This window comes from Micromonospora sp. NPDC049081 (assembly GCF_040648835.1).
Lineage (GTDB): Bacteria > Actinomycetota > Actinomycetes > Mycobacteriales > Micromonosporaceae > Micromonospora > Micromonospora antibiotica.
In genome coordinates, this window is the sequence record NZ_JBEZEK010000023.1 from 85,306 (window position 1) to 109,735 (window position 24,430).

Here is a 24,430-nt window from a genome sequence, read left to right on the forward strand (position 1 = left end):
AGGGAGCAGGACGAACAATGGCACGACCACGTAGGGCCGGCCCCGACGACGCGGCTGCGCTGGTACGACTCCGCGTCACCATGCTGGAGGCGATGGGGGCACCCGTCGGCGACGCCACGGCACCGTGGCGGGCCGCCGCCCTGGACTGGTTCACCCGTTCGCTGAACGATCCGCAGACGTTCGCCGCCTTCGTGATCGAAGACCCCGAACACGGCATCGTCAGCAACGCCTCCGGCCTCTGCGACCGGCACGCGCCGGGACCCGGCAATCCCGGAGGGCTACGCGGTCACGTCTTCAACATCAGCACCGTGCCCCACGCACGCGGACGCGGCCACGCCCGGGACTGCCTGAACGCGCTCCTGCGCTGGTTCGCCGACGACACCACGGTCAGCGTGGTCGACCTCAACGCCACCCCGGGCGGCGAACGCCTCTACCGGACCCTCGGATTCGCACCACCCCGCCACCCCGCCCTGCAACTGCGCCGGGACCAGATGTAGGGCTGCGGGTGTCGTCAACCGTCGCACTCCGGATGCACGGGAAGGAGGACGTCATGAATTCTCTTCCCGGCTACGCACCTGTGGAAGCCAGTGCGCTCTCCCAGCACCTACTTCGATCCCCGGTTCCTGCGGTGCTCGCGATCAGCGGCACGGGCACGTGCCCGTTCCAGCAGTCGCTCTACCTCGTCCGCGCTTGCTGGTCCTGGGTTGACCACGCTGACCCAGCCCTGCACGGCGTAGGCGGGATGGGGCATCAGCTGGTCGGTCCGCGTGAAATCGAGTGTGTCGCTGTGCGCGGCAAACTCCTCCGGCCCGTAGCCGAACAGGTTGCGGAACTCGGCCCGCCCGACCTCGATGTTGAGCCGGTATCGTCCCGGCTCGGACAGCCGGGATCGCTCGTCGAAACCGGGCACGTCGTGCCCGACGATCGTGGCGAACGGCCGCATCCGGTCCTCGCCGGCGAAGAAGAACCGGTCGCCCCAGGTGTAGGACGGCATCTCCGAGGCCGCTTCGATCCGGGTCTCGGTCACCGCGGGACGGCCGGCGATCCGGGCCGCGTCAGCCGCGCCGGGCTCCGAACCGATGTGCAGGATCGCGTCGCAGGTCTCGACCGTGGCCGCGTCCAGCGGAAAGTACCCGAGCAGGTCCGTCGCGCGTGGGCGCAGGTCGCTGCCGACGGGCGGTGCGAAGATGCCGCTCTGCGGGCCGAGGCGTTCCTCGTAGGTGCCGACGTCCGGTTGGCCGAGGCCGACCGGCCCGCTTGCCCCGAGGCTGCCGGCCACGTACAGGTATCTGTCGCCGAGCAGTGGCGACACGATGGAGCCGGCGCCGTTCCACTGTGCTGCGAGGTCCTGACCATCCCAGTGGGTGTCCCACCGGCTCGGGTGCCGCTGGAGGTGGGCGTTGTTGGCGGAGACCAGGACCGGTCCACGGTCGCGTTCCAGGGCGAGGATGTCGAGCAGATTCTGCGCCATCAGCGCGTCCCGCGCCGCGAGCAGGCGGCCGATCCGCTGGGACTGGGTGCCCGGCTCGGCCATTGCGCCGTGGTAGGTGAGCAGGCCGATCGCCGTGGTGGCGAGCACCCTGGCGCGGTTCCAGGCCTGGGCGGAGGTGTCGCCGATGAGATGGGGCGCGTCGGCGTACAGCTGGGATCGCAGGTCCTCGGCGAGGCCGCGTAGCGCGGCGGCCTGCGGTGAGCGGCCCGGTGAACGCGACGCGTCGTACATGATCTCCGGGGCGCTCCAGCGGTCTTCCTCGCCGACCAGGCGGTCCAGGTCGGTCGTCGCTGCGCCGAGGTATTCGCACAGCTCACGCAGCAGCGGGCCAGGGCTCGGCGCACCGGTGATCTCGGTCGGGGCATCGAAGCCATGGAAGGTGACGCGCTCTGCCGGTGGCAGTTTCCCGTTGTGTTCGCGCAGCCAGTCCACCAGTTCACGGGTGGCCGGGTGAGCACCCCAGCCGTGACTGATGCCGGTGCTCAGGTCCACCTCGTCGCGCCGGCCCTGGACGTAGTCGTCGACGGCGAGGCCGGCGGCCCGGTCCGATTCGATCGCGATCGACCGGAAGCCGTGCCCGACGAGGGTTTCGAGGATCCGGTTACGCAGGCGGGGGAATGCCGGCTCCCCGTGGTAGGGCTCACCGATCGCGAGCAGGTGCGGCCGGCGGGCACGGACAAGGGACAGCAACTCGGCGTCGAAAGCCATGACCTCGACCGTATCGTTGAACCAACCTGTGAAACTTCACCAATCTCTCGCTCGGAGACTGCCACGTGAAGCCTCAAACGGTGCGGTACCGGCCGGTGGATCTGGGCCGGGCAGTCGGGCTGTCCGCGCAGGCGGTCCGCAACTACGAGCAGGCCGGGATGATCCCGCCCGCCGCCCGCACGGCCAGCGGCTACCGGGTCTACACCGATGACCACGTACGCGCGCTGTCCGCCTACGTCGCGCTCATCGCGGGATACGGCCACCGCGCCGCCGGGGAGATCATGAAATCCGTGCTCGGCGATGACCTCCCGACGGCGCTGGCCGTGCTCGACACCGCTCACATACAGCTGCACCGCGACCGGGAGACCGTGGAACGAGTCGCCTCAGCGGTCGTCCTGCTCGCCTCCGGCCCGCCGGCCACGCTGGCCTCAGATCGGCCCGTCTCGATCGGAGTCCTCGCTCATCGGCTCGGCGTCACCCCGGCCACCCTGCGTAAATGGGAACGAGCCGGAATCCTGGCCCCAACCCGGTCACGGACCGCACGCGCCTACCACGCCGACGACGTACGCGACGCCGAACTCGCCCACCTGCTGCGCCGAGGCGGCTACCCACTACAGCACATCGCGGCCGTGATCGAGCAAGTCCACGCCGCCGGCGGCCCCGGCCCGCTGGCAGCGTCGATCGACCAGTGGCGCGAGCGGATCACGAATCGCGGTCGGGCGATGCTCACCGGCTCGGCCCGCCTCGCGGACTACCTGTCCTCCTCGAGCTGACGCGGGTCTGTTGCGCTGGGGGAAGCATGATCGATTTCAGCTTGGCTGGTGTGGTCTCCTTGCCTGGTGAGGTTGTCGTCCCGCGTCCGGTCCTGGTCTCCGCCGTCGTCGGCGTTCGTCGGACCGATGCGCGGACTCCGCACCGCCCAGACGATCGTCACCGGCCACGCCTTCGTTCAGAACCTCCGACGCGGACGCTACGAACTCGCCACCGCCGTCCCGCCCACGCTGCGGGTGGCCGCCGCGTTCACCGAACTGGCCCGAGCGATCTGACCAATACCGCTGACGCGGCGCGCTGTGCCCACCGATCCGCCAATGCAATAGCGCCGCTCTGAGCCCACCTACACATTCACGTACCGTAGCTAACCCACGATCCGTGGATCGGGTTTTGGGCGTTCCTGAGCCTGCGGCGGCCGCCCTACCCGTGGCTGAGTAGCGTGCCGTGTGGTCACCGAGTGAGTTCGAAGAGCTCCAACTGGATGCCGTCCGGGTCGCGCAGGTACAGGATCTTGGTGCCGGCGAGCTCGCCAGCGTGGATTCCGTCACCGCTGGCCAATATCACCGGATCAGCGTTGAGGTGGACGCCCCGCTCCCTCAGGTGGCGTACCGCCGTGTCCATGTCGTCGACCTCGAAGCAGAGATGCATCACCCCAACGTCGCAGTTGCGGCCCTCGAACGGCTTCGGCACAGGCCGGTCATACTGGATCAGTTCCAGCAGGACGTTGTCTCCGGCGAGCGAGAACACCGCGCGCATCGCGGGGTTCTCCACTTCCACCACGGCGCCGAGCGCAGCGTTGTCGGCCGAGATGGTCACGCCGTTCGCGGCGACCCCGAGAACATCTTCGTACCACCGCACCGACCGGTCGAGGTCGCTGACGGGCACGCCGATGTGGTTCATTCGCGTCACTTTGAGCATCCATCGATGCTCCTACACCGATACGTTCCGAGGGAGTCAGAGATCTTCCTCGTACTGCTGGTACCAGGACACGGGCAACCGGATACGGGATCATGAAGAGGATGAACCACCTTGGTGCCGCGCTCCGCGCCTGGCGAGACCGACTGGAGCCGGCCACCGTCGGGCTGGTCCACCACGCACCGCGGCGGGTCGTCGGACTGCGCCGCGGCGAGCTGGCGATGCTGGCGGGCGTCTCGACCGAGTACGTCGCGCAGCTCGAGCAGGGCCGGGCGAAGACCCCGTCGGCTCAGGTGTGTTCGGCGTTGGCTCGCGCGTTGCAGTTGAACGACGAGGAGCAGGCCCACCTGCTGCGTCTGGCTGGGCATACCGCCAACCCGGATCGCATTCCCAGGTTGATCCCGATCAGTGTGCGCCGGGTTACCGACCAGCTCAGCGCCAACCCTCTGGCCGTGTACGACGCCGCCTGGCAGTTGCTGCACTGGAACCCGTTGTTCGCGGCGACCTGGGGTGACCCGTGCCGAGCCAGCGCTGAGGACCGGAACGCCATGATCACCCAGTTCGAACGGCGGAACGCCCGGGTCCGACAGACCGCGGCGGAACGGGTGTGGTTCGAGCAGTCCCTCGTCGCGGACCTGCGGACCACCACCGGCCGATACCCGAACGATCCCGATGTCGCATCGTTGATCGATCGACTGAACCGCACTGCGCGGTTCCGGGAACTGTGGGCGAGTCCGACCGTCGCGGCTCACGAAAGCGCGCACAAGACCGCTGTCCATCCGGAGGTTGGTGAGATCGCCTTGGACGCCAACATTCTTCCGACGCAGGACAGCGATCTGCGGGTCGTGGTGCTGACGGCGCGACCGGGCACTGACGCCCGAAGCAAACTGGACCTGCTGGCCACTATCGGTGTCCAGGAAATGGCTCTTCGCCCTGATTAACCTGGCATGCCGGGGCGTGATCCGGTCGTCCAGATTGGCAGGACTGGGGCGAAAGCCACCACGATCTCGCCGTGATCGATGACCACGGTCACCTCATCACCCACACTCGCCTACCCGACAACCCCGAAGGGCTGGCACGCCTCCTGGCCGCCCTCGCCGCGATCCGGCGGAACCGGCGGTCGATTCCGATCGGAATCGAGACCGGCCGCGGTCTGATGGTCGCCGGCCTGCTGAAGGCAGGCCAGCCCAACGTCGTGCTGAACCCAACTCAGGTCGCCAACTACCGCTCCCGCCTCGCCGCGCAACGAAAGAAGTCCGACCGCGGCGACGCCCACCTGCTCGCGCACGTCCTCCGCGTCGATAGGACCACGCACAGGGCACAGACTCCTCGCCGCCGACGACCTCGACTACGCACACACCGAGGGCCTGGACGTGTGGGCCTACACCAGTTGATCATCGGCGGCTACGTGCGCCCCGACAAACCCCTCCCAGAGGCCTACGACCACCCGGGGACGAGCCGGGTCCTCGGCGTGCTCGACCAGATCACCGTCGAGACCGGGGGCGACACGCAACCAGGTGGTGCTCGCCTGGCTGCTGCGGCAGGGCATCCGGCCCATCGCCGGCGTGAGCAGCCTCGCGCAGCGAGGCGAGGCCGTCGACGCGGTGGACGTGCCGCTGGGCGACGGCCAGCTGGCCCGGCTGGCCGCCGCCCGCTGAACAGCAACGGGGGGTATCGGGGTGGATCGTCGTCCGCCGAGCCGGTGCCGCCGTCGGGCGACGGCGGCACCGGCCGTTCCGGCGGTGCCTCAGGTGGTGACGGTGGCCAGCGGCGTCAGGCCGTAGGTATGGGCGTAGCCGTTCTCGGTGCCCACGAGCAGGTCGACGACCTGGAAGTAGCGGTCCCAGAAGGGGGTCTCACGCAAGGCGTCGATCAGCAGGCGGTAGGCGTCGTGGTCGTCCGCCTCCCAGACCCAGATGTCGGTGACCCGCGCCGAGTAGAACTCCGTGTCGTAGAAGCGGGAGCGGACACCGCGGGTGCGGGCCTCGATGACGGGGAGAACGTGGGTGGTGAAGGCCTGGACGCGTTCGGCCACGGTCATCGTCAGCCACTCGGGCATGGTTTTGACCAGCATGAAAGCGGTGACCGGCGGCTCGGTTCGGTCAGCGGGCATCGACGGCCCCCCGGGTGGTGAGGACGGCGGGCCGGAGCGTCTGGGCGCACCACTGCGCGAACGCGGTGGCCGACCCTGCCTGCGGTGAGCGGTCGACGCCCGAGTCCAGGCCCTCGTCCTTGGCGCGTTTCATGTCGACCATGGCCTCGACGAACGCCTCGTTGAGGCCGTAGCCGAGCATGGTGGAGCGCAGTTCGTCGAGCGACTGACGCTGGTAGCGGACCGGACGGCCCAGTTCCTCGGTCATGATGCGGGCCAGGTCGTCGGGCGAGAGGTCCTGCGGGCCGAGCACAGGGACGGTGCCCACGCCGGTCCAGGAGCGGTCCAGCAGCAGCGCGGCCGCGGCGGCGGCGATGTCGGCGACGGCCACCATGGGGGCCGGACGGTCTGCGGCGGCGGTGTCGGTGAAGACGCCGTCGTCGCGGATCGCGTCGACGTCCTCCAGCAGGTTCTCGAAGAAGGACGTGCAGGCCAGGGCGCGGTAGGCGACGCCGGAGCCGGCTATCAGGTCGTCCATGGCCAGGGAGGCGGTGACCAGCCCGGCCTGGGCGGCCTGCGGGGTGCCACGACCGAGTGCGGAGACGCCGACAACATGGCCGACGCCGTTGGCGGCGAAAGCCCGCGCGGCCGGGCGGGTGAAGCCGCTGTAGGCGTCGTCGGGCGTGACGGAAGCGTCCGGCGGCACCAGCCAGAACACGGCGTCCGCCCCGGCGAAGGCACGCTCGACGGTCGCGGCGTCGCCGTGCGAGCCGACGACCACCTCTACCCGTTCACGGACGCCCTCGGGTAGCCGGGTCGGATCCCGCACGACGACACGCAACTCCTCACGGCCTGCGGGAGCGGCCTCGATCAGCAGCGACAGCAGGTGTCGCCCGATGTTCCCGGTGGAGCCGGTAATCACGATCATGAAACCTCGATTGTCGGATCGGTAGGACTCGTTCATCGTGCGGACGGGCACCGCATTGCCACAATGGGAACTTCAGCATCCAATCATTGCCTGAAATGGAATAACTTCGGTGAGCAGCCCACCCCCGAACCTTGACGCCAACCTCGCAGTCGCTCTCGACGCCCTGCTGACCGAGCAGAGCGTCACCCGGGCCGCCGCGCGGTTGCAGACCTCCCCCGCAGCGATGAGCCGCACCCTGGCCCGGTTGCGTCGGGCACTCCGAGACCCACTACTGGTGCGGGCCGGACAGCGGATGGTGCCCACGCCGCGCGCCGAGGCGCTGCGGGACGAGGCCGGCGCGGTGGTGCGCCGGCTGGAGGCGTTGCTCGCCCCGAGCGGCGGAATCGATCCCGCGGCACTGCGGCGCACCTTCACCGTCCAGACCGCGGACCTGGTCGGCGCCGCAGTCACGCCCGGTCTGATCCGGCTCGCCCGACAGCGGGCGCCGGGCGTTTCGCTGCGCGTGCTGGCCGAGGAGTGGGAGGCGGGCCCCGCGCTGCGTGACGGACGGATCGACCTGGAAATCGGGGCCATCGACCACGTCGACCCGGAAACGCGCGTCGAAGAACTCGTCACCCTGCGGATGGCGGCTGGCGTCAGGGCCGGGCACCCCCTCACCGAGGGAACGCTGACCGCCGCCCGGCTCGCTGCGGCCGAGCATGTGGCGGTCAGCCGCCGCGGACGTTTCACCGGGCCGCTGGATACGGCCCTGGCCGCGCAGGGGCTCAGCCGGCGGGTCAGCGCCGTCCTACCCGGACACCTGGCCGCGATGATGCTGGCCGCAGCCGAGAACGTGGTCTGCCTGGTACCGACCGCGCTGCCGGGTGAGCCGTCGTCACGGCTCAGCGACGCGGCGCACGCGCTGGGACTGCGCCTGCTGGAGATCCCATTGCCGCTGCCACCACTGACGATCGGCATGGCCTGGCACCCCCGGCACAGCGTCGACGGCGCCCACCAGTGGCTGCGTGACGCCGTGCGCCACGTGCTCCGTCCCACCCGAGAGGAATAGGACCCGCGCATCAGGCCGCGTACGTGCCCGTCGGGGCGAGCGGCGCCGCTGGCTGCGGGTGCGGCCGATCACCGGCGACGGGACATCCCGTTCCAGGAGCAGTTTGCGGGGGCTCTGGAGCGTTACCAGCGTCGAACATCCCGGTTGATCGGCCAGGTCGGTGCAGTGTTAATGCTCACCCCCCGCTAGTGTAATGAGCGATAGCCAAAAGCAAAGCTGGTGCACCCGCGAATGCGCTGCCGCCGGTGAGAATAGCGGCGGGGATGTTACCGTCCGATGCGTACGAAAGCAGTCCGGCGACCCCACCGATGATTCCGGCGAAGAGCAGCATAAGCAGCAGCCACATCCACCGAGGTGCTCGAGGCGAGGACGGGGGCGTAGCGGGCGGCGTGCTGGCGGTCAGCATCGGTGTTCTCCTGAAAGCGGTGAATGTGCGCATCGCCGGTGCGGCCCAACATCGCGATTACGGGCTCGACTTCTGAGGGGAGGGGCGCCGCAACTCGTGCCTGAGTTCGAATACCCGGTTGAACTGCCTTGCGACGTAGAGCAGCTGCGCCCCGTATCGCCAGTTTTTCTCGGCGAGGCCGTACAGTTCGGCGCGGAGCTCCTCGCTGTATCGGGCACGCTGGTCTGGCGGAAGGACTCGGACGATGACATCCACCAAGCGCAACGCCTGCCTCCTCGGGTGCGAACCGACGCCAGTTGGCGCGGCGTCTTCGACCGCGTGAGGCTCTGAACTGTGAACTAGATCTCCGGCGAGATCGAGATCGAGACGGGCTTTAATGCGATAGTTGGCAGCCGCCATAGCTCCGAGGACGAATTCCAGTTCATCGGCACGGTTGTGAGCAAGGCGGAAGTTCACCAGGAAGAAACGGGTTCGGGGTCCGTTGTCGCCGAGCCGCCAGACACTGCTCTCCGGCCAGGTGTCGCCAGATGGATCGGGGCGGGACTGTCGGCACTCCCCATTGCCAGCATGTACGCATTGTCCATGATCCACTGTGATGTGTGAAGGGTACAGGCTATGACGCGCGGGACCGGGCCCAGTCGGCCGCGGCGGGGGCCGACCCGGGCCAGTGGATGACCCACTCCCACAACCCGTGCCACGCCGAGACCGGCATGATGGCCAACCTCGCGTACCTGGCCTGAGCATGGCGCGGTGGCCGGGCGTCCACGCGGATCCCGGCCACCGCGCTCCCGGTCAGATCCTGGCCAGGATGGACTTCATCGTGTCGATCTCGGCCCGCTGGCTGGTGCTGATCCGCTCGGCGAGGGCCTTCGCGTCGGTGTTGGTGCCCTGGGTGGCCTCGGTCTTCGCCATCGTGATCGCGCCCTCGTGGTGGGCGATCATCATGGTGAGGAACTGCTTGTCGAAGTCCCGCCCCGAGGCCGCCGCCAGCCGGCCCATGTCCGCGTCGGACATCATCCCCGGCATGGCGTGATCCATCCCCGGCATCCCGGAGCTGGTCGGACTGGCGCTGTCACCGTGGCCCATGCCCGGCATGCCGCTGCCGCCGTGACTCGTGCCCGGACCGGTGCTGCCGCTGCCGGGCGGCATGGGCGCGCCCCAGGCGTTCAGCCAGCCGCTCATCGTCGCGATCTCCGGTGCCTGGGCGTCCTTGATCTGGGCGGCGAGCTGCTTGACCTGCGGGTCGGCGGCCCGGGTGGCGGCGAGATCGGCCATGGCCACAGCCTGCTGGTGGTGCGGGATCATCATCTGCGCGAACATCACGTCCGCCGCATTGTGGGCGGAGGCGGTCGCGGTGTCGGACGGGACGGCGGCGGTGGGCGAGCCGTGGCCGCCGCCGACCGCGCTGTGGTCGTCGCCGCTGCCGCAGCCGGCCAGGACGGCAGCGGCGGTGAGGCTCACGCCGGCCACGAGGGCACGGCGCAGGATGGTACGAGACATGACGAGGTAAGCCTTTCGGTCGGTGAGGATGCGCGGAAGCGGTCGCGCGGGCCCAGCCGGGTGCCCGCCGCGGGGTCGCTCCTAAATGCGCAGCACCGACACTGCGGCGACGCGTTGCCCCATCCGGGGCCAGGCGGGCGGGCCACGGGAAACCGCCACGGACGGCCGGCGACGGTCGCCGGGCGTGGTGCCCGTCGCGCGCCGCAGCAGCGCTGCCGCGAGCACCAGCGCCACCCCGAACGCGCCGACGACCGCCAGGCAGACGGCCCAGCCAGGTACATGTCCGGGCGAGTCACCCCGAGCGGAGCTCAGGCCTGCGCACCCGTCCCCGGCACACCCGCTCGGGGCAGCCACGCTCGTCGCCGCACCCGTCTTCGTCAAGGCCGCCGCGGGCTGCACCACCATGTGCGTGATCGCAGACATGCCTGACCGGTTGTGGTGGTCAGCCATGGTGGGCTCGTGACCCAGGCTGTGCATCGCGGCGAGCCCGATCAGGGTGGCGGTCAACAGCACGAAGCGGACGAGCCGTCCGCCTCGCACCGCCGACATACCGGTCACGGTCATCACGCTACCGGGCTCCTGCCGGGTCTCGACGCCAACCTCGTCACGTCATCTCTTCCGGGCGCAGACGCACGCGGCGCAGCAGTTGGGCGTTCAGCGCCACCACGATCGTCGACGCCGACATCAGCACCGCCCCGACGGCCGGACTGAGAGTCACCCCGGCCCACGCCAACGCGCCCGCCGCGAGGGGAAGTGCGACGACGTTGTAGCCAGCGGCCCAGGCCAGGTTCTGGATCATCTTGCGGTAGGAGGCCCGGGACAGCGCGATCACCCCGGTCACCCCACGCGGGTCGGAGGAGGCCAGCACGACCCCTGCCGACTCGATGGCCACATCGGTGCCGGCGCCGATCGCGATACCCACGTCGGCGCGGGCCAGCGCCGGGGCGTCGTTGACCCCGTCACCGACCATCGCCACCCGCAGGCCCCGCCGCTGCAGGTCGGCCACGGCGTCATCCTTGTCGGCGGGCAACACCTCCGCGTACACCTCATCGTCGCCGGCCCGGAAGCCCAGGTCCGCGGCAACCGCCTCGGCGACCGGCCGCGCGTCCCCCGTGATCATGACGATCTTTCGTACCCCCTGGGCCCGCAGATTGGCGATGGCCTGCCGGGCCTCCGGGCGGACCTCGTCCTCCAACGCGAGGGCCCCGACCACGGTGGCCCGGTCGCCGTCCAGGCGCAGCAGGTGCAACACCGCGGCTCCCCGGTCGGACCACTCCCGCTGTCGGTGGGTCAGCTCCTCGGGTATTGCCACGCCCTGTTCCCGCAGCATCGCGGGGCCGCCGACCGCGTAGCTGACGCCGTCGACCTCGGCCCGCACGCCCCGCCCGGTCAACGACCGGAACCCCGACGCCCGGCGGGCCGGCTGCCGTGCCTGGGCGGCGGACACGATCGCCCGGGCCAGGGGGTGCTCGCTGTCGGCCTCGACCGCGGCCGCGACCGCGAGGACCTCGTCGTCGGCGGTGCCGCCGACGCCCGCGACGCCGGTCAGCGCGTGTTCGCCGCGGGTCAGGGTGCCGGTCTTGTCGAACAGCACCGCGTCCACAGTACGCATCCGCTCCAACGCGAGCCGATCCTTCACCAGGATCCCAGCCCTGGCCGCCACGGCGGTGGACAGGGCGATGACCAGCGGGATGGCCAGACCGAGGGCGTGGGGGCAGGCGATCACCAGCACCGTGACGGTGCGGACCACCGCCTCGCCGAGGTTGCCGACGACGGTCCAGACGACGAGGGTGACCGCCGCCGTGGCGGTGGCGATGTAGAACAGCCAGGCCGCGAACCGGTCGGCGAGCACCTGCGCCCGCCCGCTGGACTGCTGCGCCTGCACGACCAGTCGCTGGATGCCCGCGAGGGCGGTGTCCTCGCCGACCGCGTTCACGCGGACCCGGATCGCCGCGTCGGTGGCCACCGTTCCGGCCACCACCCGGTCACCAACGCCCCGGGCGACCGGCCGGGACTCTCCGGTGATCATCGACTCGTCGAGTTCGGCGCCGCCGTCGACCACCTGGCCGTCGGCCGGTACCCGCCCGCCCGGCCGGACCAGCACCACGTCCCCGACGCGCAGGTCCGCGACCGCCACCGGCCGCGGTTGGCCGTCCTCGCCGACGCGTTCGGCGTCGTCGGGCAGCAGCGCCGCGAGCGCGGCGAGGGCCCCCTGGGCTTGACCGATGGCCTTCATCTCCTGCCAGTGACCGAGCAGCATGATGGTGACCAGGGCGGCCAGTTCCCACCAGAAGTCCAGGTCGAAGGCGCCCAGCGCGGTGGCCAGCGAGGCCACGTAGGCCACGGTGATCGCCATCGCGATGAGCAGCATCATCCCGGGCGCGCGATCCCGGACCTCCCGCACGGCTCCCTGGAGGAACGGCCAGCCGCCATAGCCGAACACGACGGTGCCCAGCACCGGCCCGACCAGGTTCATCCCGGGGAAGTCGACCCGATAGCCGAACCAGTCCATCACCATGTGGCTGGTCACCACGATGGGCACAGTCAGCGCGAGGCTCAGCCAGAACTTGCGGCGGAACGCCTCCGGATCATGCCCGGCGTGCTTGTCGTGTCCCCCGTGCCCGGGCGCGCCGTGCTGTTCATGGCCCGCAGCGGCCGAGTGATCGCCGTGCTGGTGCGTGTGACGGGACATCTCGTCACCTCCTCGCCATCCATCCTATACCCCCGGGGGGTATCTGATGCGTGGTTCGCGCCTCACTCGGTCTCACCGCGCGGCCAAGGAAGGTCTCGGACCGGCCCCTCGACAGGAGTCACCACCCAGCCCCCGAGTGAAGTGACCCTCTGAGACCGGACATCTCCTGACTTGGCATCCTGCCGAGGAGGAGGAAACCGCTGTGGCTCGACAGAGCAAGTACCCCGAGGAGTTCCGGAGCCAGGCCGCGGCGTTGGTGCTCGACTCCGGTCGCACGATCCGGGACGTGGGTCGGGAGTTGGGCGTCAATCACGAGACGCTGCGCAACTGAGTGGATCGGCTTCGGCAGGAGCGCGACGGTGGCCGGCCCAGCGACCTGGCCGCTGACGAGCGAGCAGAGCTGATCCGGTTGCGGCGGCAGGTTACCCAGCTGGAGCTGGAGAAGGAGATCTTGAAAAAAGCCGTGCGTGACTCAGGGAGTCGACGGGGCGGTAGGGGCCGGGTGCGGCATGGCCGACCGGCCGGACCTTCATCCGAGCAGCCGGCCCTTCGACGGTGGAGACCCGTGGTGCCCCGACGATTCCGGGGCCTGCTGCTCGCGTACCCCCGGGCGGATCAGCCCGCCCTCGTACGCCGCGATCGTCGCCTGCACCCGGTCGCGCACCCCCAGCTTGCCCAGGACGACCGCCACGTGGTCCTTGACCGTCGACGCGCTGATGCCCAGGACCGCCGCGATCTCGGCGTTGGACAGCCCGCGTGCCACCTGGTGCAGCACCTGCGTCTCGCGGGGGGTCAGCCCGCCGAGGCGTGCGGCGTCCTCGGGCCCGGGCCCGGTCGCGAACCGGTCGATGAGCCGGTGGGTGACCCCCGGGTCGAGCATCGCGTCCCCGGCGGCGACGACCCGGACGGCGTCGATGACCCGCTGCGGCTCCGCGTCCTTGAGCAGGAACCCGGCCGCTCCGGCCCGTAGCGCCGCGAACACGTACTCGTCGAGGCCGAACGTCGTCAGCATGACGATCCGGGTCGCCGGATGCCGCTGCCCGATCGCGGCGGCCGCCGCGATCCCGTCGGCGCAGGTCGGCCGGCCCGAGGGCGGGCCCTCCGGGCGGAGCCCCCGAACCGGAGGACCCGGGGTGGGGGGCCGGCGGGCTGGCATGCGTACGTCCAGGACGGCGACGTCGGGAGTGGTCGACGCGACGAGCGCGACGGCCGAGTCACCGTCGTGGGCCTGGCCGACGACCGCGATGTCCGGCTCTGCGTCGAGGATCGCGGCGATGCCGGCGCGCACCGTGGCCTCGTCGTCGGCGACGATGACCCGGATCATCGCAGCGCCTCCGGCAACCAGACGCGGACCGTGGTGCGGTCGGTGTCGACCGCCACCGAACCGCTGGCGGCGTCCGTCGAATCCCGCAGCGACCGCAGCACCTCCGCACCGACGGGCGGGCAGCGGCGGACCTCCAGGCCGATCCCGCCGGCGACGTACGTCACCGTGGCCACCGCGCCGTCGGCGATGAGCGCCGCGCCCGCCCGGTGCGCGGCCACCTCCAGGGGCGCGGGCAGGGACCGTGGCTCGCCGACGAACCGCAGCGCCGACCGGCGGCGCGCCGCCAGGTCGGACAGGGCGGCGACGGCGGGCGGCGGGTCGGGCCGGTCCTGGGGCAGCCCGTGCAGCAGCCGTCGCAGGGCGACCAGGCCGGCGCGGGCCTGCGCCGCGACCTCGTCCAGCCGGCCCGCCTCGGCCGCGGCGAGCGCCGAGGTGGCGTGCAGCCGCGCGCTCGCGCGTAGGTCGTCCACGATGCGCGCGCGCTCGCCCCGCGCCGCGCTGTCGGCGTGCCGCCGCACGGTCTCCCGTGCGGCGGCCTCGGCGGTCGACCGGCGGGACCGCCGCGTCGTCACCAGCCTGCCGGCGAGCCAGGCGGCACCCAGCGGTATCGCGAGCACGACGCCCAGCACCGCACCGGCCGCGGCACGGTTTCCGGTGATGTCGGCGCCCGCGCCCAGGGCCACCCCGCCGACGGCGGCCACCGCCAACGGCGCGGCGAACCCGAGGCTGGCTGCGGGCCGGTAGGCGGCCACCGCGTACACCAGCGCCAGCTCGACCCACCAGCACCACAGGAACGTCTCCGCCGGGTCGTGCCGGGTCCAGCCGGCAGCGGTGCCGGCGAGCCAGGCGACCTGGACCGTCAACGCCGCGACCAGCGCCGCGCCGGGCGCGAGCCGGCGCCACGCCAACGGCAGCGCGTGCAGCACCAGCAGCGCGACCAGCAGCGTCGCCGGAATCGGCGCGGCCAGCGGATCGGGGCCGTCCCCGCCCGGCAGCAGCACCGTGCCCGTGGACAGCCCGAGCGCGAGGACGACCATCGCCCCGTCCCGGACCGCCGCGCCGGCCCCGGCCCAGGTCCGGACGCCCGGCGGCGCTCCCGTCGTCGCCCGGACGGGCGGCGTCGCTCCGGTCCCTGGCGGGGCACCCGGTGCCGCCCCGGGCCGCCACGGCAGCCGGGCCCGGACCCGCCATCCCGGACCGGCCGGCCCGGCGTCGAGGTCGCCGCCGACCGCCTCGACCCGGGCGCGGAGCCCGGCGATGCCGAGCCCGCTGCCCACGTCGCCAGCCGCGCGGCTGCCACCCCCGTCGAGCACCGTCACGGTGCACCCGCCGGGGTCGGCGGTGATCCGCACCGTCGCCGCCGCGCCCTGCGCGTACCGCATGAGGTTGGTCAGCGCCTCGCGGACGATCAGGTGCGCCAGGGCCGCGACCGCCGGCGGGACGACCCGCGCGGTGCGCTCGTAGTGCACCCACGGGTGGCCCGCCACCAGCTGGTCGACCGCCTCGATGCCGACCTCGTCGTCCCGCCCCGCCGACGCCACCACCCGGTCCAGGTCGTCGACCGCCGCCTGCCCGGCGCCGATCGCGTGTTCGATCGCCCGCTCCCGCAGCACCGGGTCGGCGAGGCGCAGCGCCGCACCGGCGGACACGAGGATCGCGGTCAGCCGGTGACCGGCCACGTCGTGCAGCTCGGTCGAGAGCCGCCGGCGTTCCTGCGCGACCGCGAGCGGCGCGAAACCGTCCACGGCCGCCCGGAAGGCCTCGGCCGAGGCCCGGTCGGCGCGGACCCGACGGCGGAACCGCCCGACCGCCCACACCCCGGCGGCCACGGCCCCGAGCACGAGCGCAGTCGCGACGGTGGCCCGCGCCGACGCGCCGGAGGCCGCCGCCGTCACGGCGAACCCGGCCACCACGGCCGCGACGCCGGCCGCCGAGACCGCCGCCGTGCGGTGCACCACCAGCGCGTACGCCGTCAGCAGCACCGCGGCCGGGCCGGCCGGGGCGGCCCCGACGACGGGGGCGGCCAGCGCGGTGGCCAGGGCGGCACCGGCCAGCGCCGGGCCGGGCACCCGCCTGCGGTAGAGCAGCGCGACCACGGCGACGAAGGCGACGGCGCAGACGCCGGGTGCCAGCCGCGGGTCCGGCCGGGCGGCGAGCCACCACAGCGCCTGCGACACCGCCACGGCGCCGGGAGCCCAGGTGTCGCCCAGGTCAGGGGCCCAGCGTCGCATCCCCCGATGGTACGGGCCGCCCGGCCGGTCGGGACCCCGCCGCGAGACGGGGGTGGGGCGCGCGGAAGCCGTCCTGTGGCACGACGCGCCTGCGCCAGGCACCGGCCAGCATGATCTTCATGGTTCGTTCCCTTGTTCGCCGGAGCATCGGCGTCCTGCTGCTGCCGGTCGCCGTGGCCACCGCCGTGACCGTGGGCGGCGCGGGCTTCGTCGCCACCGCGCTCGTCACCGCCTGGATACCGCTGCTGTGCGCGGTAGGGCTCGTGTTGCTGGGCACCGTCGCCCAGCTCTTCGCCCGGCCCGCGTTCGCGCTGCTCGGCGTACGCCGCCGGAGCCGCGCCGCGACGGCGCTGGCCGCCGCCGTCACCGTCACCGTCGCCGGGCTCGCCGCCGTGACCGTGTTCCGGCCCGGCCCGCACCCGACCGCCCCGCCCCCGCCCGCCGGCGTCCGGTTCTGGGACCTGCCCACCGGATCACGGATCGCGTACGTCCACGCCGCCGCCTCCGGCACGCCCCGCCCGACGCCCGTGCTCTTCCTGCACGGCGGCCCCGGCACCCCGGGGGAGGGGGTGCCCGCCGTCGGTGCCCTGCTCGCTGCCGACGGCTTCGAGGTCTACGCCTACGACCAGCTCGGCGCCGGCCGGTCCACCCGGCTCGCCGACGTCACCGGCTACACCGTCGCCCGGCAGGTCGCCGACCTCGACGCGATCCGTGTCGAGCTGGGCGCCGAGCGCGTCGTTCTCGTCGGGCAGTCGTGGGGCGGGTCGCTCGCGGCGCAGTATCTCGCGGCCCACCCGCAGCACGTCGCCCGGGTCGTGTTCACCTCGCCCGGACCGATCTGGGCGGGCGCCTACCCGGACGGCGGAGGCGGCGACCCCTGGGCCCGGATGACCGCCGAGCAGCGTCGGCAGCGCGACGACCTGTTCGCCTCGCCCCGGGTCGTCGCCCAGGCGGTCCTGCAGGGCGTCAACCCGAACGCGGCGCACGCGCTCGTCGGCGACGACGAGGCGGACGCGCTGATGCACGCCGTCGCCGTGCTCGGTAAGGACACCGCCCGCTGCCCCGGTTCGGCACCCGCCGGGGTGCACGACAACCACCAGGGCTTCTACGCCAACCAACTGACGGTGGAGGACTTCGCCCGCATCCCCGATCCGCGGCCCGCGCTCCGGCAGGCCCGGGTGCCGGCGCTGATCATGCGCGGCGAGTGCGACTTCGTCCCGTGGGAGGAAACGTACGAATACCGGCGCACGTTGCCGCAGGCGACCCTGGTCTACCTGCCGCATACGGGACACGACATCACCTCCGGCCAGCGGGAGGCGTACGACGCGCTGCTCCGCGCGTTCCTGCGCGACGAGCCGCTGCCGCTGCCGGCCTACACCTCGGCCCGACCCCCGTCGTGAGTCGGACCCCGGCGACGATCGCTCCAGCGCCGGCCCGGCCGCGCGTCCGGCGGACACCCGGCCAGCCAAGACTGGGGTCCCGAACCAGGGAGATCCCTGGTCCCAGGCGGTTCCCGGCGGCCACACACTGGCGTTCGTCCGGCCGAGCAGCCGGGCGCTCCCTCAGGGTGAACAGGGGTACGACATGAGGCGCAAGACGGTACGGATCGACACGATTCCGGCAGGCGGCGTGGAACTGGCCGACGAGCAGCTCGCCCGAATGCTGGGCGGCCTGCCGAGGCGGGACGTCGGGGGTTCGTCGAAGACCATCGACGACATCCCCAGCGGGGGCCGGAACGACACCGACAGCGACTTCTGATCGGCCGCCGTCGCCGGCCCGCCCTGTCCCGGCCGGTCGGCGACGGCCACTCCACCAGGGGCGCCGATGACGGTGCGGCGATGACCGACTGGTCGGATGACCTCACGCCCGCGGGTGCTCGCCGAGCACGGGTTTCGCTACGAGCGCGGCCAGGCCGACGGCGGCGGCCCCTCAGCTGGGCCTACGCTGACCACGGTCTCGGCGAGGTCGCCTTGATGCGCGGCGACACCGTCGCGTCGCCCGCGTCCGCCTGGGGAAGGCCGTCGAACTGGCCATTGCCGGCCCTCGTCGACGCCCGCCTGGCGGGGTGCGCGGCGTGCCGGCAGTGCGCAGTGCTTCAGACGCCACCGACCTCGGAGGCTCCCAGCTCAAGGCACTGCTACCCGACTACGCAATCGCCCTGGGGATCCCGGCCAGCCGGTAGGACGTTGACACACGACCGGCAGAGCCGCGTCGCAGGTTCAACAGATTAATCAGCGTCATTTGGATTAATGTAATCACCCCGATAATGCTAAATGTAAAACATTGATGTCGCCGATAGTGCAGGCCCTCGACGGTGGCGTACGGTCCAGGCAACCGTCCGCCTACGAAGAGATGGTCCCGATGAGTGTTGTACCGGGAAACCGCCTGACCACCGCATCGACCGGATTTATCGCTCCGCGCGTCAAAGTGCGCGGCTTCGTGCGCCTGGCCCGCCTGCGGTTCCTGCTGTACAACGTCCTGCCGGTCGGCCTCGGGGTGGCCGTGGCGGTCCACCAGGGGCATGCGATAGACGTGAAGTGGTACTTGCTCGCCCAGGTGTTCGCCTGGACCGTCCACGTCACCACCCACTACTGCAACGAGTACTTCGACCTAGAGGCCGACCGGGCGAACGTCTACTTCACGCCTTGGACCGGCGGCAGCCGAGCCTTGGTCGACGGGCTCGTGCCACCGCTGGTGGCGCTCGGCACCGCGTTCGTGCTGCTGAGCGCGTCGATCGTGATGGTGGCGGTCATGCCGACCTGGCCCACGCGACTGCTCGCGACCGGTACCGTCGTGCTGGCCTGGTTCTACACGGCGCCGCCACTGCGGCTTAACTACCGCGCGGCGGGGGAGTTCACGGTCGCTGCGATCCTCAACGGCCTGTGGCCCGCGGTTGCGGTGGTGCTGCAGACCGGGCGGGTACCAACGCTCCTGCTGGCCGTGCTGGCCCCGACCGCGCTGCTGCAGGCGGCCCGGATGATGGTGATGAACCTCGGCGACCGACAGTCCGACGAACTGGTCGGCAAGCGCACCTTGCCGGTGATCCTCGGCTACCGCCGCGCGGTGACCGTGATCGTCGGCGTGCAGCCCGTCGCTTACCTGGCCCTGACCGCCTTCGCGCTGGCCGGCTGGGTTCCGTGGCTCGTCTGGGCGCTGATGACGGTGACCGCGCCGCTGTCCTGGTGGCTCGCCGTGCAGCTGCGCGGCGGCGCCATGCGCGATCTCGACCCGCGCCGGATGACGCCGGTCGTGTTCTGGGCGTCCAACCACGTGTCGCTCATCGTCGCGGCGGCGATGCTGGGCATGGTCCTCGACGCCGCCCGGCGCGGGGCCGGCGGCACGTCGATCGCCGTGCTGAGCGTCGTCCTGGCCGCTTACGCGGCACTGTTCGGCCACCGCCTGTGGCTCGCGAGCCGAGCCCGAGCCCAGGCTCATGCCTCGGGAGCGCCGGAGGCCGCGACGGCCGTGACGGTGACGCAGGCCCCGCCAGCCGCGACAACGCTGGAGGCCCCGGCCGCAACAAAGCCGGAAGCCACGCCGGCGGTCGCCGCCGCCGATCGTACGGTCGCCGACCTCATCGGCGCCGTCGAGCGCGCCGCTGACGATCCCTTCCCGGTCGAGGGCCTCGACCACCTCCGGTTCGTCGTCGGCAACGCGGTACAGGCGGCCCACTACTACCGCACCGCGTTCGGCATGACTTGCGTCGCGATGCGCGGCCCGCATCAGGGGTACCGTGACTACGCCGAATACGTGATGGTCAGCGGCACGGCCCGGTTCGTCCTCGCCGGCGCGGTGCACGCCGAGGCAGACGGGGCGGCTCACCACGCGAAGCACGGCGACGGAATCCAGGACGTCGCGATCGAGGTGACGGACGTGGACGCCGCCTTCTGGTACGCCACGCAACGGGGTGCCACGGCGATCGCCGAGCCGCACGACCTCACCGACGAGCACGGTACGGTGCGCACGGCCACGATCGCCGCATACGGCGACACCCGACACACCTTGATCGACCGTTCCCGGTACACCGGACCGTTCCTGCCGGGCTTCGTCGCGTGCGCGCCGCCGAAGGCACCGGCCGCCGGCGAGTTCTTCCTGGCCGTCGACCACGTGGTCGGCAACGTAGAGCTCGGCGCGATGGACGAGTGGGTCGAGTTCTACCGCTGCGTCATGGGCTTCACCAACATGGCCGAGTTCGTCGCCGACGACATCGCCACCGAGTACTCGGCGCTGATGAGCAAGGTCGTCTCCGACGGTACGCGCCGGATGAAGTTCCCGCTCAACGAGCCGGCCGTGTCCCGCGGGCGCTCGCAGATCGACGAGTACCTGCAGTTCTACGGCGGGCCCGGGGTCCAGCACGTGGCGCTGGCGACGCCCGACATCGTCGCGAGCGTCGACGCGATGACGGCGGCCGGCGTCGAGTTCCTCGACACCCCCGACTCGTACTACGACGCGGAGCTTCGCGCGCGCGTCGGCGACGTCCGGGTTCCGATCGAGGATCTGCGCCGGCGCCGGATCCTGGTCGACCGGGACGAGGACGGCTACCTGCTGCAGATCTTCACCAAGCCGGTCCAGGACCGCCCGACGGTGTTCTTCGAGCTGATCGAGCGGCACAGCTCGGCAGGCTTCGGGAAGGGCAACTTCAAGGCCCTGTTCGAGGCCATCGAACGCGAGCAGGAAAGCCGCGGCAATCTTTGACCGTAACGGCGCGTCGCCCCGGATCAGCCGCCGGCCCTGGCTCACGAGCAGCACCGCCGCGGAGATTGGGCCACGCCCGGACATCACGGCGCCGCGTCGCTCGCCCACGAGGCCGGCGCCGACCGGAAGACCCTGCAGGACCTCCTCGGGCACTCCAGCATCGTGATCACGGCCGACACCTACACCAGCGTCCTACCGCAGATCCAGCGCCGCTGCGCCGACGCCACCGCCCAACTGGTCCTCAACGCCACCCGCCGCACCCGCCGGAAGATCAAAGCCAGCGCCCGCAAGAACCGGCCCGACCGCAGCCCCAAAGCCGGCACACCGGCGCCGACGAAACCGAAAACAGGTGCTCCAACCCCGCCGAAGCGCGAGCAGGCCGCAAAGCCGCAGGTCACCTCCCAGCGAACCCACGAGAAGGCCGCTTCCGGGGCTGCATACATCGCACCCACGTGACACCCGCCGTCCACACGGGCCAGACAGCAGAAAGGGTCTGACCGCCGTATCGGCAGGTCAGACCCTTTGTGATCTTGTGCGCCCGAAGGGACTCGAACCCCTAACCTTCTGATCCGTAGTCATGTGCTCCTATGCGTAAGGCGAAGGCTCCAGTCAAGTCCAGCCCCGTCCACCCCGATCCGAATGCGTTATTGCAGGTGCGGAACTATCGCGGCATTCATCAATATGTGTTCTACTCGAAAGTAGAGTAAAGAATCCGGCTCAGTCCAGTCCGTCCGGGCCAGCTCCCCGACGTCCGAGCACCCACGGAGCACCCCCGATCACCCCGACCAGGGCGGCGTGCGACGGCCACCCCTTCGGCCATGCTGGGAAGTCGGATCCGGCGAGGGACGCAGCGGCGGTCTGTTGAAGACCGAGCTTGCCTGGTAGGTCCGACTCTGATAGTCAGGTATCTGGTCACGCGGCCAGGGTCGAACCCCGGCAGGCAGCCGCGAATCTTCTTGGGCACCGGCGTTGTGGACGTACCGCGACGTGCAGCCCCGTCATGCTCTCTCCCTCGCGGAGCCCGCCCGTTGAGTGGGCCCACCCATTAGAAGGACTCCCAGATGAGGACGATCTATCACGGCTTCCTGCCGCAGCACACCGCCAGTACCCACCGAGTGTTCGCCATCGTTGACCACGGCGGCGGGGAAACGGTGGAGGCCCTGGCCACGTTCCCCACGCCGGAGCGGGCCGACACCGTCGCGGATCTGTTGAACCTGTTGGCTGTCGGGCACCCGCCCGAGCTGACCCGGGACCGGTTACTGGCCGCACTCGACGCCGAGCCGGGCCCGGTCCGCGCCGCGGTCACCTCGATCGTCGAGGCCCTCGATACCAACCCTCACGCCCTGGCCGTGCACCTGCGACGCCGAGCGACCGCAGGATTCGCCAGCTTCCCGGTCACCGGCTGCCCGACGGGTGGATGCGACACCTGCACGACCTGCGCCGATGGATGCCTCGACTGCGCGGCCTGCGACAGCGGCGAGTGCGACACCTGCATGCCCCCGGTGATCACCCCCCGGACCGCCCTGATCCTGCACACCGCAGCGGAGATCCTCAGCGACGAAGTCACAGCGGCGCTGGAGGACCCGGACGGCTGGGAGGAGTTCCCGCCGTTCTTCCGGCATCTGTCCCCGGTCGCGCTGGAGCGGTTCCGCACCGCGTTCCTCGACCTGGCCGCCGACCTCGCCCACGGCGCCGAACCCCACCCCCGCACCAACGCCGAAGAGATGGCTCTGCACCTCATGACCGACCGCGCCACCGTCGAACTCGAACTCGGCGCCTTCGACGACGACCTGGAGCAGCTACGCGAATCCACCACCGACTACGACTGGGAGGGCATCCTGGACACGCTCTTCCAGGACAGCGACTACACCATGCTGATGACCAACCCCGGCAAGCTACATGCCAAGACAATCGCCAGCCTGTTCGAACCGTTCGACAACACGCCCGAGCGCCCGTACACCGCATCCTTCTGACGGTCGGGAGAAAGTTCCGCCTCGCGGTGCGCCGCGTCTGCGGTGCGCACGCGGACACTACGAACTCGCCACTGACGTCCTGCCCGCCCGGCGGGTGACGGTCGCGTTCACGGAGTTGGTACGAGGGATCTGATCAGTGCCCAGATGAGGCGGCTCGGCGTGTCCACCGATCCGCCAACAGCGCCGGACGACTCTCGAGCCCTTGATCGACACTTCATTAAGTGTCAGGCCCACCGCCTAGAGTGACAGTGGCCGATATGGTGCGTGCGGTCTACGTGGTGGTCGAAGAAGGTGGTGCAGCCTGTGGGTAAGCCAAAACTGGATCATCAAGGGGAAGCGGAGCGGCTCCAACGAGTGCTGCGTAAGCGCCACGAGGATCTGGCCGCGACGGAGCCCGGGACGGCGGCGTACTGCTCGCAACGGGCGGAGGTTTTCGCGGCCACGACGCAGCTGCTGGACTTCGGGGCGCGGATCCCGGTGTTGATCGACGAGCAGCGCCGGCAGATCAGTAGCCGTGTCGTCTACGTCGCCGGTGGAGCTGCTGCGGCGGCGATGCTGGTCATGGGTGGGTTCGTCGTGGCCGGCTGGTTCAGTCGCTGGTATCTGGTGCCGGTCATCGTGGTGGGCTTGGTGGCCGTGGTCGTCACGCTGAGCGAACCTCACGCCCAGCGAATCGGGCACCGTAGCCGGGCCGTCGGCGCGCTCATCGTGGTGGCCTGCGCTGCGTTGGTGGTCGTCGCGGTGCTTCGGTTGCTATCAGCGTTCTGGCTGTCGGCCCTGCTGCCGCTGCTGGTGATGTCGATGGTCTGCTGGCTTTACGACGGCACCGAAGCGGAGGACACGAAATGACGTACTCCACCTACCAGCAGACGGATCTCCGGAACTTGACCGACACCGTCGAACGGCTAAGTCGCCAAGTGTCCACAACGTCCGGCGAGGTTTACGAGCTGCAGGAGAAGCACGAAGCCCTCGACGGACAGGTCCAACTCCATGACGACCGGCTCGATGTGCTCGACCAGGCCACCCAGGAGATCCGCGAGGCACAGAACGAGCTGCGCGAGGAACTAGCCGACGATGTGGCCGAGGTCGAAGCGGCGGTGAAGTCGCTGACCGCCACGATCAGGTGGCTCGAGCGACGGGTCCGCGCCGAGCAAAACACCACCCCGGTGGACATCGATCACGCCGATAAGGCCATGCGTGACCTCGCCGATCGCGCGCTGCGCGGCCGGCAATCCGAATCGGTCCTCCTCTCGACTGATGACCGAGCGATCCACGAGCACCAGGTCGACGCCCTGAGGCAGCTGCGGCAGCGCATCCGGTCCAGCGGCGCGGATGCGTTGCGGCACAGTGCCACAGTCGCCACGACCAAACGGGACAGCGTCGAGCATCGCCAGGCAGGTGCCGCCTTTCAGGCCGCCTACCAGGCATGGAATGCGGCTAGGGCGCAGCACACCGCTACAACCGCAGCCGCCGAACAGGCCCGTCAAGCGCTGCAGGACGACGACAAGCGGCGGGCAGTACACGGACCAAACGTGATGACGGGTGAGTCGGCCCGCACCAGGGTCTGCTGCACCGATAGGTGACAGTTTCAGTCACGCGGCCTGATTGGCCGGTGGGGTCATGATGGTCTCGTACTCGATGGGGGTCAACCGGGA

25 protein-coding genes and 3 pseudogenes are annotated in these 24,430 nt (G+C 70.9%); 19 read left to right on the top strand and 9 right to left on the bottom strand.

From position 1 onward, the window contains the following. The first annotated feature begins 17 nt into the window (after window positions 1–17). On the top strand, window positions 18–497 hold the full coding sequence (locus AB0B63_RS26140; protein ID WP_357023302.1) for a GNAT family N-acetyltransferase: 480 nt from the start codon (window positions 18–20) through the stop codon (window positions 495–497). A 107-nt stretch (window positions 498–604) separates the two neighbouring features. On the opposite strand, the gene AB0B63_RS26145 is transcribed toward AB0B63_RS26140, so the two are convergent. Beyond that, on the bottom strand, window positions 605–2,200 hold the full coding sequence (locus AB0B63_RS26145) for a DUF6194 family protein (RefSeq protein ID WP_357023305.1): 1,596 nt from the start codon (window positions 2,198–2,200) through the stop codon (window positions 605–607). An 80-nt stretch (window positions 2,201–2,280) separates the two neighbouring features. Between AB0B63_RS26145 and AB0B63_RS26150 the strand changes: the two genes are divergently transcribed. Continuing rightward, the gene (locus tag AB0B63_RS26150) at window positions 2,281–2,973 is read left to right on the top strand and encodes a TioE family transcriptional regulator (RefSeq protein ID WP_357023308.1); all 693 of its coding nucleotides are present in this window, start codon (window positions 2,281–2,283) and stop codon (window positions 2,971–2,973) included. Between the two features lie 111 nt (window positions 2,974–3,084). Next, window positions 3,085–3,246 (top strand): annotated as a pseudogene (locus AB0B63_RS26155) (IS6 family transposase); the annotation flags it as partial. Between the two features lie 175 nt (window positions 3,247–3,421). Here AB0B63_RS26155 and AB0B63_RS26160 read toward each other — a convergent pair. Continuing rightward, entirely contained in the window at window positions 3,422–3,889 is a 468-nt protein-coding gene (locus AB0B63_RS26160) for a VOC family protein (RefSeq protein ID WP_208565000.1), read from the bottom strand. 101 nt (window positions 3,890–3,990) lie between these two features. Between AB0B63_RS26160 and AB0B63_RS26165 the strand changes: the two genes are divergently transcribed. The 3 genes and pseudogenes from AB0B63_RS26165 to AB0B63_RS26175 all read left to right on the top strand — a co-directional run bounded on the left by AB0B63_RS26165 (window position 3,991) and on the right by AB0B63_RS26175 (window position 5,544). After that, the gene (locus AB0B63_RS26165) at window positions 3,991–4,827 is read left to right on the top strand and encodes a helix-turn-helix transcriptional regulator (RefSeq protein ID WP_244251533.1); all 837 of its coding nucleotides are present in this window, start codon (window positions 3,991–3,993) and stop codon (window positions 4,825–4,827) included. Window positions 4,828–4,880: 53 nt separating this feature from the next. Beyond that, a pseudogene (locus AB0B63_RS26170) lies at window positions 4,881–5,204 on the top strand (transposase); the annotation flags it as partial. A 199-nt stretch (window positions 5,205–5,403) separates the two neighbouring features. Beyond that, on the top strand, window positions 5,404–5,544 hold the full coding sequence (locus tag AB0B63_RS26175; protein WP_208565003.1) for a hypothetical protein: 141 nt from the start codon (window positions 5,404–5,406) through the stop codon (window positions 5,542–5,544). Between the two features lie 89 nt (window positions 5,545–5,633). On the opposite strand, the gene AB0B63_RS26180 is transcribed toward AB0B63_RS26175, so the two are convergent. Both AB0B63_RS26180 and AB0B63_RS26185 read right to left on the bottom strand, forming a co-directional pair. Continuing rightward, complete coding sequence (locus tag AB0B63_RS26180) at window positions 5,634–5,999, bottom strand: darcynin family protein (RefSeq protein WP_357023313.1); 366 nt, start codon at window positions 5,997–5,999, stop codon at window positions 5,634–5,636. Continuing rightward, window positions 5,989–6,906, bottom strand: a complete 918-nt coding sequence (locus AB0B63_RS26185) for an NAD(P)H-binding protein (protein WP_208565005.1) — start codon at window positions 6,904–6,906, stop codon at window positions 5,989–5,991. The genes AB0B63_RS26180 and AB0B63_RS26185 overlap by 11 nt, the downstream gene beginning before the upstream one ends. A gap of 109 nt (window positions 6,907–7,015) precedes the next feature. Here AB0B63_RS26185 and AB0B63_RS26190 point away from each other — a divergent pair, with 109 nt between their 5' ends. The 4 genes from AB0B63_RS26190 to AB0B63_RS26205 all read left to right on the top strand — a co-directional run bounded on the left by AB0B63_RS26190 (window position 7,016) and on the right by AB0B63_RS26205 (window position 9,100). Then, window positions 7,016–7,954 (top strand): LysR family transcriptional regulator, encoded by a 939-nt coding sequence (locus tag AB0B63_RS26190; RefSeq protein ID WP_357023316.1) that lies wholly within the window; start codon window positions 7,016–7,018, stop codon window positions 7,952–7,954. Between the two features lie 263 nt (window positions 7,955–8,217). Next, on the top strand, window positions 8,218–8,436 hold the full coding sequence (locus AB0B63_RS26195) for a hypothetical protein (RefSeq protein ID WP_357023319.1): 219 nt from the start codon (window positions 8,218–8,220) through the stop codon (window positions 8,434–8,436). A 20-nt stretch (window positions 8,437–8,456) separates the two neighbouring features. Further along, complete coding sequence (locus AB0B63_RS26200; protein ID WP_357023321.1) at window positions 8,457–8,690, top strand: hypothetical protein; 234 nt, start codon at window positions 8,457–8,459, stop codon at window positions 8,688–8,690. A gap of 269 nt (window positions 8,691–8,959) precedes the next feature. Further along, complete coding sequence (locus AB0B63_RS26205) at window positions 8,960–9,100, top strand: multicopper oxidase domain-containing protein (RefSeq protein WP_357023324.1); 141 nt, start codon at window positions 8,960–8,962, stop codon at window positions 9,098–9,100. A 52-nt stretch (window positions 9,101–9,152) separates the two neighbouring features. Here the strand turns inward: AB0B63_RS26205 and AB0B63_RS26210 are convergent, their stop codons facing one another. The 3 genes from AB0B63_RS26210 to AB0B63_RS26220 all read right to left on the bottom strand — a co-directional run bounded on the left by AB0B63_RS26210 (window position 9,153) and on the right by AB0B63_RS26220 (window position 12,552). After that, window positions 9,153–9,860, bottom strand: a complete 708-nt coding sequence (locus AB0B63_RS26210; RefSeq protein ID WP_357023326.1) for a DUF305 domain-containing protein — start codon at window positions 9,858–9,860, stop codon at window positions 9,153–9,155. 81 nt (window positions 9,861–9,941) lie between these two features. Further along, window positions 9,942–10,427, bottom strand: a complete 486-nt coding sequence (locus tag AB0B63_RS26215; protein ID WP_357023329.1) for a hypothetical protein — start codon at window positions 10,425–10,427, stop codon at window positions 9,942–9,944. Window positions 10,428–10,464: 37 nt separating this feature from the next. Then, window positions 10,465–12,552 carry a copper-translocating P-type ATPase gene (locus tag AB0B63_RS26220; protein ID WP_357023331.1) on the bottom strand — a complete coding sequence of 696 codons (2,088 nt, stop codon included), beginning with the start codon at window positions 12,550–12,552 and terminating at the stop codon, window positions 10,465–10,467. A gap of 202 nt (window positions 12,553–12,754) precedes the next feature. Here AB0B63_RS26220 and AB0B63_RS26225 point away from each other — a divergent pair, with 202 nt between their 5' ends. Next, on the top strand, window positions 12,755–12,883 hold the full coding sequence (locus AB0B63_RS26225) for a transposase (RefSeq protein ID WP_208565008.1): 129 nt from the start codon (window positions 12,755–12,757) through the stop codon (window positions 12,881–12,883). A gap of 198 nt (window positions 12,884–13,081) precedes the next feature. Here AB0B63_RS26225 and AB0B63_RS26230 read toward each other — a convergent pair whose 3' ends face one another. Both AB0B63_RS26230 and AB0B63_RS26235 read right to left on the bottom strand, forming a co-directional pair. Then, window positions 13,082–13,876 (bottom strand): response regulator transcription factor, encoded by a 795-nt coding sequence (locus AB0B63_RS26230; protein ID WP_208565009.1) that lies wholly within the window; start codon window positions 13,874–13,876, stop codon window positions 13,082–13,084. Next, entirely contained in the window at window positions 13,873–16,107 is a 2,235-nt protein-coding gene (locus tag AB0B63_RS26235) for a histidine kinase (protein WP_357023335.1), read from the bottom strand. Before AB0B63_RS26235 ends, AB0B63_RS26230 begins: the two co-directional genes overlap by 4 nt. Before the next feature lie 119 nt (window positions 16,108–16,226). Between AB0B63_RS26235 and AB0B63_RS26240 the strand changes: the two genes are divergently transcribed. From AB0B63_RS26240 to AB0B63_RS26275, 8 genes and pseudogenes are all read left to right on the top strand, one after another. After that, window positions 16,227–17,507: an alpha/beta fold hydrolase gene (locus AB0B63_RS26240; protein ID WP_357023338.1), complete on the top strand. Its 1,281-nt coding sequence runs from the start codon at window positions 16,227–16,229 to the stop codon at window positions 17,505–17,507. Window positions 17,508–17,691: 184 nt separating this feature from the next. Beyond that, entirely contained in the window at window positions 17,692–17,865 is a 174-nt protein-coding gene (locus AB0B63_RS26245; protein WP_204925396.1) for a putative ATP-grasp target RiPP, read from the top strand. Between the two features lie 603 nt (window positions 17,866–18,468). Beyond that, a pseudogene (locus AB0B63_RS26250) lies at window positions 18,469–19,293 on the top strand (prenyltransferase); the annotation flags it as partial. A 315-nt stretch (window positions 19,294–19,608) separates the two neighbouring features. Then, complete coding sequence (gene hppD, locus AB0B63_RS26255) at window positions 19,609–20,802, top strand: 4-hydroxyphenylpyruvate dioxygenase (RefSeq protein WP_357023356.1); 1,194 nt, start codon at window positions 19,609–19,611, stop codon at window positions 20,800–20,802. Window positions 20,803–20,964: 162 nt separating this feature from the next. Then, a complete protein-coding gene (locus AB0B63_RS26260) occupies window positions 20,965–21,258 on the top strand; it encodes a hypothetical protein (RefSeq protein WP_357023341.1) in 294 nt (97 codons plus the stop codon). Between the two features lie 605 nt (window positions 21,259–21,863). After that, complete coding sequence (locus AB0B63_RS26265) at window positions 21,864–22,775, top strand: hypothetical protein (protein WP_357023344.1); 912 nt, start codon at window positions 21,864–21,866, stop codon at window positions 22,773–22,775. Between the two features lie 303 nt (window positions 22,776–23,078). Next, complete coding sequence (locus AB0B63_RS26270; RefSeq protein ID WP_357023347.1) at window positions 23,079–23,624, top strand: hypothetical protein; 546 nt, start codon at window positions 23,079–23,081, stop codon at window positions 23,622–23,624. Next, a complete protein-coding gene (locus tag AB0B63_RS26275) occupies window positions 23,621–24,358 on the top strand; it encodes a hypothetical protein (protein WP_357023350.1) in 738 nt (245 codons plus the stop codon). The genes AB0B63_RS26270 and AB0B63_RS26275 overlap by 4 nt, the downstream gene beginning before the upstream one ends. The last annotated feature ends 72 nt before the right edge of the window (window positions 24,359–24,430 follow it).